9 protein-coding genes and 1 riboswitch are annotated in these 12,101 nt (G+C 72.0%); of the genes, 3 read left to right on the forward strand and 6 right to left on the reverse strand.

Features of this window, described 5'->3' with window-relative positions:
* Window positions 1-31: 31 nt before the first annotated feature.
* A complete protein-coding gene (locus tag ACFVXE_RS13950) occupies window positions 32-805 on the reverse strand; it encodes a GNAT family N-acetyltransferase (protein ID WP_389671361.1) in 774 nt (257 codons plus the stop codon).
* Window positions 806-861: 56 nt separating this feature from the next.
* On the reverse strand, window positions 862-1,911 hold the full coding sequence (locus tag ACFVXE_RS13955) for an NlpC/P60 family protein (RefSeq protein WP_389671362.1): 1,050 nt from the start codon (window positions 1,909-1,911) through the stop codon (window positions 862-864).
* A 357-nt stretch (window positions 1,912-2,268) separates the two neighbouring features.
* Between ACFVXE_RS13955 and ACFVXE_RS13960 the strand changes: the two genes are divergently transcribed.
* On the forward strand, window positions 2,269-2,622 hold the full coding sequence (locus ACFVXE_RS13960) for a hypothetical protein (protein ID WP_389671363.1): 354 nt from the start codon (window positions 2,269-2,271) through the stop codon (window positions 2,620-2,622).
* A 71-nt stretch (window positions 2,623-2,693) separates the two neighbouring features.
* Here ACFVXE_RS13960 and ACFVXE_RS13965 read toward each other — a convergent pair whose 3' ends face one another.
* Window positions 2,694-3,815, reverse strand: coding sequence for an NlpC/P60 family protein (locus ACFVXE_RS13965; RefSeq protein ID WP_389671364.1), 1,122 nt, complete (start codon window positions 3,813-3,815; stop codon window positions 2,694-2,696).
* Window positions 3,814-3,979, reverse strand: a riboswitch (cyclic di-AMP (ydaO/yuaA leader). It overlaps the preceding gene by 2 nt.
* A gap of 257 nt (window positions 3,980-4,236) precedes the next feature.
* On the opposite strand from ACFVXE_RS13965, the gene pcrA reads away from it, so the two are divergent.
* Window positions 4,237-6,690: a DNA helicase PcrA gene (pcrA, locus tag ACFVXE_RS13970; protein ID WP_389671365.1), complete on the forward strand. Its 2,454-nt coding sequence runs from the start codon at window positions 4,237-4,239 to the stop codon at window positions 6,688-6,690.
* Between the two features lie 191 nt (window positions 6,691-6,881).
* On the opposite strand, the gene ACFVXE_RS13975 is transcribed toward pcrA, so the two are convergent.
* Complete coding sequence (locus ACFVXE_RS13975) at window positions 6,882-8,384, reverse strand: M23 family metallopeptidase (RefSeq protein ID WP_389671366.1); 1,503 nt, start codon at window positions 8,382-8,384, stop codon at window positions 6,882-6,884.
* A 290-nt stretch (window positions 8,385-8,674) separates the two neighbouring features.
* Window positions 8,675-9,538 (reverse strand): esterase/lipase family protein, encoded by an 864-nt coding sequence (locus ACFVXE_RS13980; protein ID WP_389671367.1) that lies wholly within the window; start codon window positions 9,536-9,538, stop codon window positions 8,675-8,677.
* A 350-nt stretch (window positions 9,539-9,888) separates the two neighbouring features.
* Between ACFVXE_RS13980 and ACFVXE_RS13985 the strand changes: the two genes are divergently transcribed.
* Entirely contained in the window at window positions 9,889-10,302 is a 414-nt protein-coding gene (locus ACFVXE_RS13985; RefSeq protein WP_389671368.1) for a cobalamin B12-binding domain-containing protein, read from the forward strand.
* 192 nt (window positions 10,303-10,494) lie between these two features.
* On the opposite strand, the gene ACFVXE_RS13990 is transcribed toward ACFVXE_RS13985, so the two are convergent.
* Complete coding sequence (locus tag ACFVXE_RS13990; RefSeq protein WP_389671369.1) at window positions 10,495-12,093, reverse strand: DUF5691 domain-containing protein; 1,599 nt, start codon at window positions 12,091-12,093, stop codon at window positions 10,495-10,497.
* Between the last annotated feature and the right edge of the window lie 8 nt (window positions 12,094-12,101).

A 12,101-nucleotide genomic window follows, 5' to 3' on the forward strand; every position in this document is an offset into this window, starting at 1 on the left:
CCCACGGGCCGGGCCCGGCGACTGCTCCGGATCAGCCGGCCGACCGGTCGGGGTCGAGCGAGATGTTCAGCTTCTCGCCGACCCTGCGGAAGCCGACGCCCGCGTAGATCCGCTCCACGTCGGCGTCGCCCGGCTCCAGCCAGACCACACGGCAGCCACGCTCGAACGCGGTCGCGGTCAGATGGGCGGAGAGCGCGGCGCCGATACCGCGGCGGCGGAAGCCGTCGGCGACGGCGAGGCCGGAGAGTTCGGTGAGGCCGTCGACGGGGAGCGAGCAGCCGCCCGCGCCCGCCGGGACACCGTCCAGCGTGGCGAGCGCCGCCACTCCGCCGCCCGCCACCGCGGCGCGCAGCCAGGCGGCCTCGCCGCCCCCGGCCTCGCCGGTTCCCCCGAAGCCGTGGTGCTGCACGAGGGCGGCGGCGCCGAACTCCGCGTCGGTGGCCGGTTCGGCGATGGCGAGGCCGTCCACCGGCCTCGTCGGCAGCAGGCCGCCGGGGACGCAGGCCAGGACGGGGGGCCGGTTCTCGACGGTGAAACCGGCGGCGAGCAGCGCGCGTTCGACCGCGGGTGCCCAGCCGGGCAGGTACTCCAGGCGCGGCATCCGGTCGCGCTCGCGGAAGGCGGCGATCAGGGCGTCCAGTTCGGCCGCGGTGGGTTCGGCGTCACGGTCGGGGATCGCGTAGTTGGCGTACTTGATCTCCCAGCCGGGGTTGTGGCGGAAGGTGAACGGGCCGACCCGGAGATGGTCGGGCGACCGGAGGGCGAGTGTACGGGCGTGGGTCTGGACCTCTGCGTCCAAGGGCATACCGGGTTCTCCTTCGGCCGGCCCGGCGGGGTTCCGGGCTGCGGGGCGCCCGGAGCCTATGCCACCCGGGTCGCTCCGGCGAAGGGCATTTCGTCGATCGGGGCGACCCGGACCGGTGCTCCCGGACGCGGCGCGTGGATCATCTCGCCGTCGCCGATGTAGAGGCCGACATGGCTGACACCGGAGTAGAAGAACACCAGGTCTCCGGGAGCGAGTTCGGAACGGGAGATCCGCTGCCCCGCGTTGATCTGGGTGTACGTGGTGCGGGGGAGGGAGACACCGGCGGAGCGCCAGGCGGCCTGGGTCAGCCCGGAGCAGTCGTACGAGGACGGGCCGGTCGCGCCCCAGACGTACGGCTTGCCGAGCGCCTCGAAGGCGAACGAAATGGCCTCCGCGGCACGGGCGTTGGGAGCCTGGACGGCGCCGAGCCGCGGGGCGCCGCGGTCGGCGCGACCGGCGCCGCGGGCGGTGTCCGAGCGGTCGTACGCGGTGCGCTCCGCCGGCGACAGGGTGTCCAGGAGCTGCTGGGCCTCGGCCAGTCCGGTCCTGACCGCCGTCCGGTGCTTCTCCAGGTCGGCGCGGCGGGCGGTGAGCGTGGCCAGCTGCTCCTTCGCCTCGGCGCGCAGCTGGGCGATCTCGGCGACCTGTCGCCGCACCTTGTCGACCTCGGCGGCCTGCCGGTCGGCCGCCCGTTCCACGTAGGAGGCCCGCTGCAGGTACTGGTCGGGGTCCGAGGAGAGCAACAGCTGTACGGCGGGGTCGAGGCCGCCGCTGCGGTACTCGGCGGCGGCGAGCGAACCGAGCGCGCGACGGGATTCGTTGAGCCGGTCGGCCCTGCGGGCGGCCTCGTCGCGCAGCGCGTCCAGTGACCTGGCGGCGGCGGTGGCCTTCTCCTTCGCGCCGTTGTACTGCTCGGTGGCGACTTCCGCGTCGTGGTACAGCCGGTCCACCTTGGCCTTGACCTGGGCGGGGGTCGGTTGTGGGGCGGCGTGTGCGGAGCCCGGCAGTGCGGCGGCGGTCGCGGCTCCGGCGAACGCGAGGGTGGCCGCGGTGCGGGCGGCGGAGCCGGTGCGGGGACGCTGCCTGGGTTTCCGATGCGCTGCCACGAGGGCGGGGCTCCTTGCTGTCGACTGCCCGTCGGGGCCTACCGGCGGGCCACCGGGGTCCGGCGGCGGGACGCCAACAGGGGGAGCGGCCCGCCGCCGGTTTTCTCGGCGGGGTGGCCCGGCTGCCGTCCGGGTGCGGAGCGGTGGTGAAGCCGGTCACCTGGCTATGGACGCTAAACCCGGCCCTTGAGCAGGAGTCGTAATGACTGTTATTGCCTGAATTTGGCGAGGCGTTGTCGTCGAGTGACCGGGGAGATGGCGGCGGAGCCAGGCAATTCGTACCGGCGCGAGTGAAAGACCGAGGAAGCCCCACCTCGCCGGAGAGCGGTGGTATGGCCCCAGCTAGGCTGCGGTTCCATGCAGGTACTCATCAATGTCTTCGTCGCGCTGCACATCATCGGTATCGCCTCCCTCCTGGGCGGCTTCCTGACCCAGATGAAGGCGATGGGCGCGGGCACGGCCCGCTTCGTCCCGGCGATGCTGCACGGGGCACTGACCATGCTGGTCACCGGGGTCGCGCTGGTCGGCTTCAACCAGGCCGACGACCACCCGGTCAACAACATCAAGATCGGCGTGAAGCTGGCGGTCCTGGTGGTGATCCTCGCGCTGATCTACGTCAAGCGCGACGAGGAGAGGGTGGAGAAGGGCGTCTTCGCCGCGGTCGGCGGGCTGACCGTCGCCAACATCTTCATCGCGACCCTCTGGACCTGAGCCGGCCCCGTCCGTGCGTGAGCTCCTGCCCGATCCGGCAGGAGCTCACGCGTTCCGTGGGCGGACACGCCCTAGGCCGGGCGCACGCTGCCATAGATCGGCATGTAGTAGATGGACTCCTCGCGGACGTTGGCTCCCGGCTTCGGGGCGTGGATCATCATCCCGTCGCCCTTGTAGATCCCCACATGGCTGATGTCGTCGTAGAAGAAGACGAGGTCGCCCGGGCGCAGATCCGCCGTCGCTATCCGGGTACCGATCTCCACCTGGTCCCAGGTGGTCCGGGGGATGTCGACGCCCGCCGCCTTCCAGGCGGCCTGGGTCAGCCCGGAGCAGTCGTACGAGGACGGGCCGGTCGCGCCCCAGACGTAAGGCTTGCCGATCTGGGCGCGCGCGAAGGCGAGGACCTTCTCGGCCTTCGTGGTGGCGCTGCTGCCGGAACCGGTCCCGGCGCCTCCGGCGGCCTCCGTCGGCGCCTCGGCCTTCGCGGCGGCCTGCTGCCGGGCCAGCTCCGCGGCCTTGCGCCTGGCCTCCGCCTCCTTCTTGCGCTCCAGCGCCGCGAGCCGCGCCTTCTCCTCGGCGGTCAGCTTCGTCAGCAGCGTGCGGGCCTCGCCCAGTTTCCGCTGGACGTCCTGCTTGCTGGTGCGCAGCGTGTCCTGGGACTCGGTGAGCGTCTCCAGGCTCTTCACCGCCTCGGCGCGCTTCCCCGAGGCCGCTGCCTGCTGGGTGCCGAAGTCGGTGACCGCCTTCTGCTGCCGGGCGGTCATCCGTGCCATCAGCTGGTCCTGGTCGAAGTACGACTGCGGGTCGTCGGCCAGGAAGAAGGTCGCGATCGGTGCGATGGAGCCGGTGCGGTACTGCGCTGCCGCGTAACTGCCGAGCGTCCTGCGCGCCTCGTTCAGCCGGTCGGCGCGTTCGGCCACGTCCTCCAGCAGGGCGTCGACCTTGACGCGCTGCGTGGCGGAGGCCTCCTTCGCCTTGTTGTACTGCTGGGTCGCGGTGCCCGCCTGCCGGTAGAGGTCGTCGACCTTCTTCTGTACGTCCTCGATGCTGGGCCTGGGAGCGGCCGGGGCGGCCAGCGCGCTCTGGGTGGACAGCAGGGTCACACCTGCCAGCGCGGCCGTGGTGAGCCCGACGGCGGGGGTGGTGGTGCGTACCCGGCTGCGCGGTTTGCGATGCGATGCCAAAACCGGCATCTCCTTCCGTGGACCGCCTACCGGGTTAGCTGTCGGGTTCGGGCGGAACGGAAGGCTGCCCTACGGTCCCGGTGGAGGACGCGGACCGATTCACCCCGGTGATGCGTGTGGGTCCCCGGTTCCGAACTCCCGCGAGGGCGGTCCGGATTCGGCGTGGGGGCCCGCTCGGCGTGGATCGCCTCAAGGGGGTACGGGCCGCCCGATCGAGCACGCTAGCCAACCGTGGTGCTGCTGTGAAGGTTGATGTTCGATATGCCCGATACATTTTCGTGACCTTGGCGGAGCGGACGCGGCGCGGCCGGTCCGCGCCCCGGTTTTCTCACCCGGTGCGGTCACGCGCTCTCCGTACGTGCGCGTCTTCCGTCCGCGGTTTCCCATGCGGCCGCGGAGTGTCGGTGCGGCGCCCTAGACTCGTGAGGCGATGAGCAGCCTCTTTGACGACAGTTTCCTGGCCGGCCTCCAGCACTCGGAGGAAGAGCCCCCGCCGCCCCCCGAGGACTCCGCACCCGAAGCGGTGCCGGAGGATCTCTTCGCGGGCGTCTTCGACGCACCTCCGCCGCCGCGGGACGGGTACTACCGGGACGGCGCCCACCGTCCGGTCGTCGACGCCGCCGCGCTGCTCGACGGGCTGAACACCGAGCAGCGCGCCGCCGTCGTGCACGCCGGCTCACCGCTGCTCATCGTCGCCGGGGCCGGTTCCGGGAAGACCCGGGTGCTCACCCACCGCATCGCCCACCTGCTGGCCGAGCGCGGGGTGCACCCCGGCCAGATCCTGGCGATCACCTTCACCAACAAGGCCGCGGGCGAGATGAAGGAGCGCGTCGAGCAGCTCGTCGGACCGCGCGCCAACGCCATGTGGGTCATGACGTTCCACAGCGCGTGCGTGCGGATCCTGCGCCGTGAGTCGAAGCGGCTCGGCTTCACCTCGTCGTTCTCGATCTACGACGCCGCCGACTCCAAGCGGCTGATGGCCCTGGTCTGCCGCGATCTGGACCTCGACCCGAAGCGGTTCCCGCCGAAGTCGTTCACGGCCAAGGTCTCGAACCTGAAGAACGAGCTGATCGACGAGGAGACCTTCGCCGGCCAGGCCGCCGACGGCTTCGAGAAGACCCTCGCCCAGGCGTACGCGATGTACCAGGCCAGACTGCGCGAGGCCAACGCGCTGGACTTCGACGACATCATCATGACGACGGTCCATCTGCTCCAGGCGTTCCCCGATGTCGCCGAGCACTACCGCCGCCGCTTCCGGCACGTCCTGGTCGACGAGTACCAGGACACCAACCACGCGCAGTACACGCTCGTACGGGAGCTGGTGGGCCCGGCCGGCCCGGCGGACGCCCCCGCCGAGCTGTGCGTCGTGGGCGACGCCGACCAGTCGATCTACGCCTTCCGCGGCGCGACGATCCGCAACATCCTCCAGTTCGAGGAGGACTACCCGGACGCGAAGACGATCCTGCTGGAGCAGAACTACCGCTCCACGCAGACGATCCTCTCCGCGGCCAACGCGGTCATCGAACGCAACGAGAGCCGCCGCCCCAAGAACCTCTGGACCAACGCGGGCGAGGGTGCCCGGATCACCGGTTATGTGGCGGACACCGAGCACGACGAGGCGCAGTTCGTCGCCGACGAGATCGACCGGCTGACCGACGCGGGTGACGCCAGGGCGGGCGACGTCGCGATCTTCTACCGCACGAACGCGCAGTCCCGTGTCTTCGAAGAGATCTTCATCCGCGTCGGCCTGCCCTACAAGGTCGTCGGCGGTGTGCGCTTCTACGAGCGCAAGGAGGTCCGCGACATCCTGGCCTACCTCCGGGTGCTCGCCAACCCCGAGGACACCGTCCCGCTGCGCCGCATCCTGAACGTGCCCAAGCGCGGCATCGGCGACCGCGCCGAGGCGATGATCGACGCCCTGTCGATGCGCGAGAAGATCACGTTCCCGCAGGCGCTCCGTCGGGTCGACGAGGCGTACGGCATGGCAGCCCGCTCGGCCAACGCCGTCAAGCGGTTCAACACGCTGATGGAGGAGCTGCGCACGATCGTCGAATCCGGCGCGGGACCGGCCGTGGTGCTGGAGGCGGTGCTGGAGCGGACCGGCTACCTCGCCGAACTCCAGGCGTCCACGGACCCGCAGGACGAGACCCGGATCGAGAACCTCCAGGAACTCGCCGCCGTCGCCCTCGAATTCGAGCAGGAGCGGGGGGAGTCCGACGGGCCGGAGGGAGCGGCCGCGGGGACGCTCGCCGAGTTCCTGGAGAAGGTCGCGCTCGTCGCCGACTCCGATCAGATCCCCGACGAGGACGAGGACGGCTCCGGCGTCATCACGCTGATGACGCTGCACACCGCCAAGGGGCTGGAATTCCCCGTGGTGTTCCTGACGGGCATGGAGGACGGCGTCTTCCCGCACATGCGCGCGCTGGGGCAGGTCAAGGAGCTGGAGGAGGAGCGGCGCCTCGCCTACGTGGGGATCACCCGCGCCCGCGAGCGGCTCTACCTGACCCGGGCCGCGATGCGCAGTGCGTGGGGCCAGCCCTCGTACAACCCGCCGTCGCGGTTCCTGGAGGAGATCCCCGACCAGCACCTGGCGTGGAAGCGGACCGGGCCGATGGCGGCCCCGGCCGGACCGACGTCGGGGATCACCTCGTCGCTGTCCTCGTCGCGCAGCCGCTCGGGCCCCTCGGGCTTCGCGACCCGGCGTACCTCGGACAAGCCGACGGTCACGCTGGTGGTCGGGGACCGGGTCACGCACGACCAGTTCGGGCTCGGCACCGTGACGGCGGTCGAGGGGATCGGCGACCAGGCGAAGGCGACGGTCGACTTCGGGGACGAACGCCCGAAGAAGCTGCTGCTGCGGTACGCGCCGGTGGAGAAGCTCTAGGACCCGACCCGACCCGACGCGACCCGACCCGGCCGCGGGCGCTCGCCGTCCTGCCGGGCGGGTGGCGCTCATGACGGTCCGGGCGGCCGGGTCCGTGCGTCCGCAGAAGTACGCCGGTCAGGTCGCTGCGGCGCCGGGCTCGTCGACGTCGGCCTGCCCGCTCCGCCCGGCTCGTGTCTCCCGGCCGCCGCTCAGGTCGGGTCGAGGCCGTGGCTGCGGAGCCAGGGCAGCGGGTCCACCGCCGCTCCGCCACCGGGGCGGACCTCGAAGTGCATGTGCGGGCCCGTGGAGTTGCCGGAGTTGCCGGAGTAGGCGATGACGTCACCGGCTTTGACCGGGCCCGAGCGGATCTTGGTGCTGCTGAGGTGGCAGTACCAGGTCTCGGTGCCGTCGGCCATGGTCACGATGGCCATGTTCCCGTAGGCGTTGTTCCACTGGGTGCGTACGGTGCCGTCGGTCGCGGCCATCACCGGGGTGCCGTACGAGACGGGGAAGTCGATCCCCGTGTGCACGGACATCCAGTTGACGCCCGCCTGGCCGAAGTACGCGCTGAGGCCGTGCTCCTTGACCGGCAGAAGGAACTTGGGGCGCAGCGCCTCCTTGCGCGCCGCCTCCTCCTCGCGCTTCTTCTTCTCGGCGGCCTGCCGCTCCTTCAGGTCGATGCGTTCCTGGGTGCGGCTGGCGCGGTCCGCGAAGTTCTCGGCGTCGGCGCTGAGATTGGCGAGCTGGGTGTCCAGCTTGTTGTTGGCCGCCACCGGCTTGACGCTGCCGGGGTCGGCGGCCGCCATCGACGTGGCGTCGTCCTGCTTCTCCTCGCCGCTGCCCAGCCCGCCGACGGAGGCGGCGGCGATGCCGGCGACGCTCATCACGCAGGCGGAGGGGACGGCGACGGTGAGGAGAGCGGAACGCTTCGCGGGGGTACGGCGCCGGCCGCGGCCGCCACCGCCGCCGCGAGTGGTGGGACGGCTCGCCGGACGGGGGATGTCGGCGTGGTCCGGGACGTGGTCGGAGGTGGAGTCCGCCGCATGGTCCTGGGCGGGGTCCGCCCCCGGGTCCTCGGTGGCATCGTGCTCCGTGCCGGTGATGCCGAACACCGATGTCTCCGCGGCCTCGTCCGTCTCCGCGGTCCGGTAGGGCTCGTACGGATCGTAGGAACCCTGGTCCTCGTACGTCTCGTACGTTTCGTAGGGGGCCTGTTCGGTCTCGTACGACTCCTGCGCAGTTTGCGCAGTTTGCTGGTGGTGTTCGGGCGCGCCGCCGCCGTTCCAGGCGGTGGCGTCGTACGCGCCGGTGTCGTAGGCGGCCGTCGCGGCCATCTCCCACTGGCTGTTGCGGTACCAGTCGTCGGTGTCCCACTGGCCCGAGGCGTCCGGGGTGCCGGCCTGCGTGGGGATGCCCGGCGCTTCCGGCATCCAGGTCGCGGTGGTGTCGTACTGCTGCGGCTGCTGGCTCCCGTACGCGGCATGGGCGTCGTACGCGGCGGTCTGATGCGCGCCGGTGGCCCACTGCGTGGAGTCGTACTGGCCGCTGTACCCGGCCTGTCCGGCGTCGTAGCCGCTGTTGTAGCCGGTGGTGTCGTACGTGCCGCTGTCGTAGCTGCCGGGGAGGGAGCCGAAGAGCGGGTCGTTGTCGAAGCTGCCCGTGGAGTGGCTGTCGTAACCGACATGCCCGGCGTGGGGGTGCTGGTCGTTCACCAACTTCTCTCTCGCCTCGGCAGCAGGACCTGGGTCTGGGGCCCGGTGAGAGGACCCAGGGGAAAGCAGTGGCCGCGACTGTACCCGCCGGTATGCGACGCCGACAATCTTCGGCAGGTTTTGCCCGCACAGGAAACGGGCAATCGGCCGTCTTTCGGCGGGCTGTGCACAGAGCTTTGGCCCTATGTTCGAAACGCGTTCTATTTACGGGTGTGTCAGGACGCGTCAACGCGCGGCTGACCGCATCCCGCCGCGGCGTGGCTGCCCGCAACGGTGAGGATTCCGGTCATTCAGGCGACCGAAGTGGCTCCCATGAGACCGGAGGCGGACTCGGGGGATTCAAGCGCCTGCCGGATCCCGGCGGCGACCGCCGGGTGGACCGGGAGCGCGAGGTGGCCGATCCCGCTGACCCGCACGTTCTGCGCATCGAGGTCCGGATGGTCGATGCAGGCCGCCTCCACCGGGACGATCACCTGGTCCAGCTCGCTCCAGAAGCTCACGAACCGGGTCCGGCAGCCGGGCGCCGGGCGGCGCAGCTCCTCGATCGGGGCGGAACCGCTGCGCATCTGGCGCACGATCGGGTGCGCGCTGGCCATGGGGGCGACGGCGGTGCCGCCGTGCGGGGTGCCGAGAGTGACGAGGGTGCGGACCCGCCGGTCGCCGCCGAGCCGCTGCACGTAATACCTGGCGATCAGGCCGCCGAGGCTGTGCCCGACGATGTCGACCTCCTGGTGGCCGGTGCGGGCGCAGATCTCCTCGACGTGCCGGCCGAGCAGTTCGGCGGCGGTGCGGATGTCGCAGGTGAGCGGCGAATAGTTGAGGGACTCCAGGTGGTGCCAGCCGTGCCGGGCGAGGGAACGGCGCAGCAGCACGAAGACGGAGCGGTTGTCGATGAACCCGTGCAGCAGCACGACCGGCGGACGCTCGATGTCCCCGGTGGGCAGGGCGCGGGTCCCGGCCGGAGCGGTGGGCGGACGGGTGGACCGGGGCGGCGTGTCCCGCCGCTCCCCGCCGATGCCCGCGGGATAGAGGAGTACATGTCCGGCGAGCACGAACAGCTCCAGTGCAGTGGCTCTCAGCAGCGCCGATGACACCCAGGTGCGGCGCAGACACGGCTGGCGCAGCAGCAGTGGAAGGAAAGGCAGGACCTTCATGGCCGACCTCCTGCTTCGGCGCACGGGGTGGCGGCTCCGCTCCCGTATGCCCTCATGGGGTGCCGTGGTCGAGGTGCGGACGGCCGGTCGGGCCATCGGCCGACGAGCCGTATCACCGTGCCGTGCGGCTGACGGCGCGGTGATACGGCGACCTCGCAGCGGCTCCCCCTGCCTCGTGCCCCGCGCGGCAATGGCGTCGCGTGATGCGGGAACGCGGCCTGGCGAACATGTCCCAGGTGTGATTTCCCCCTCCCGGTCCACCGCGAAACGGCGGGTTGCGGGATGCTGTCGATAACGTTCGTTCACATCCCCGGCCCTTTCCGGCACGGGAGACGCATGTGGAGGCAGTGATGGGTGTGACCGGTCCGATCCGAGTGGTGGTGGCCAAGCCGGGCCTCGACGGCCATGACCGTGGGGCCAAGGTGATCGCACGGGCGCTGCGCGACGCCGGTATGGAGGTCATCTACACCGGGCTCCACCAGACGCCCGAGCAGATCGTCGACACCGCGATCCAGGAGGACGCCGACGCGATCGGCCTCTCCATCCTCTCCGGCGCCCACAACACGCTCTTCGCCAAGGTGATCGAGTTGCTGAAGGAGCGCGACGCGGAGGACATCAAGGTGTTCGGCGGCGGCATCATCCCGGAGGCGGACATCGCGCCGCTGAAGGAGCAGGGTGTCGCGGCGATCTTCACCCCGGGCGCGACGACCGCCTCGATCGTCGACTGGGTGAACGCGAACGTCCGGCAGCCTGCGGACGCCTGATCCGGACGCTGGATCGGGGCGCTGGATCGGGGCGCCCGGTCCGGGCGGGCCGGCCGGCGCGCGGCCCGGTCACCGTGCTCTCGCGTGTGACCTCGACGGCCGGACCGGACCGGATCCAGCCCGTCCGGCCGTCGAGGGCGCGGCGCGGTCGGGGGCCGCGCACCTCGCGGTTCCGGCGTGGCCCTCGTACCCCTAGGCCGCCCCCGCCGCCAGTTCCGCCTCCATCACCGCGCGCAGGCGCAGCGTGGAGACCAGTCGGCGGAACGCCTCCGACCAGTAGCCGGCCGCGCCGGGCGACGCGTCCTCCGGCTCGTCAGGTGTCGTCGTGAGGACCTCCAGCCGGTCCGCCGCGGCCGGGTCGAGACAGCGCTCGGCCAGCCCCATCACCCCGCTGAAGCTCCACGGGTAACTCCCGGCGTCGCGGGCGATGTCGAGGGCGTCGACGACCGATCCGCCGAGCGGCTCCGACCACGGGACGGTGCAGACCCCCAGGAGCTGGAACGCCTCAGACAGCCCGTGCGCGGCGATGAAGCCGGCCACCCACGCGGCCCGTTCGGCCGCGGGCAGTATCGCCAGGAGCTTGGACCGTTCGGCGAGCGACGCCGTACCCGGCCCGGTGGACGGAGGCGTCGAGGAGGAGCCGAGCAGCGCGCGGGCCCACTCCGGGTCCCGTTGCCGGACCGCCGCCCGGCACCAGGCCGCGTGCAGTTCCTCGCGCCAGCCGTCGGCGACGGGCAGTGCGACGATCTCCTGCGCCGACCGGCCGCCGAACCGTCCCCGCCAGCCGCCCAGTGGGGCGGCCTCCACCAACTGACCCAGCCACCAGGAGCGTTCACCCCGGCCGGAGGGAGGCACCGTCACCACGCCGTCCCGCTGCATCGCCGCGTCGCATTCGTGCGGCGCCTCCACGGCGACGGACATGGCAGCGGCCGTCAGGTCCGGGTTGACGCACGACGACGCGCGGGCCGCCATCCGCCCGGCCAGCGCCGACCCGGGGAGCGCGGACAGCAGCTCGGCGGCCGTGGCGCGCACATTGCGGCTGCGGTCGGAGAGTGCCTGCTCCAGGAACGGTTCGTCCGCACCGGACAGTCCGGAACGCAGCGAGTCCACGAACATCAGCCGGTCCTCGGCACGCTCGGTGGACCAGCTGCCGGCCAGCAGTGCGAGCGCACCACCGGGATCGTGCGCCCGCACGGCTCCGAGCAGCGCGACCCGCTCGGCGAAGAGGCCCTCCTCCCACAGCCGCCGCACCGCCTCGCCGTCCGTCGGCTCGGGCAGTTGCGCGGCGCCGGACGAGCCGCGCAGCGCGAACCTCCACTCGGGGTTCAGCCCGGCGAGCCACAGTCCGCGCGGCCCGGCGAACGCCAGTGCCTGCGGCCGCAGGTCGGTGCGGGCACGGGCCGCGTCCAGCAGCGCCGGCAGCAGCTCGGCCGGCGCCCGGTAGCCACGCAGGTCGGCGGTGGCGAGCCACTGCGGGATCAGCTCCGTGAGATCCGGCGCCGCACCGCGCCTGCCGCCCGCCCCGGTCGGTGCCGCCCGGTCGGCGAGCAGCTGGGCGAGCCGGTGCCGGGCGGCCGGCGGCAGGGGCGGCCGGGGATCGGCAGGGGCCGTCCCGGGCCGTTCGGCCGCGGGTGCGGGCAGCAGACCGGCCCTGCTCCGCACGGTGTGGAGCGCCGCCGCGTCGAGCAGCGCGACCGGTCCCGGCGCGGTCCCCGTCCCGGGCGGACGTCGGTCGGTGCCGAGCAGCGCCGATGTGACGAGCTCCTCCCACGGGGTGGTGGTAGGGGGCATCGGTCCTC

Source organism: Streptomyces sp. NPDC058231, from assembly GCF_042882275.1.
In the GTDB taxonomy this organism is placed as follows: domain Bacteria; phylum Actinomycetota; class Actinomycetes; order Streptomycetales; family Streptomycetaceae; genus Streptomyces.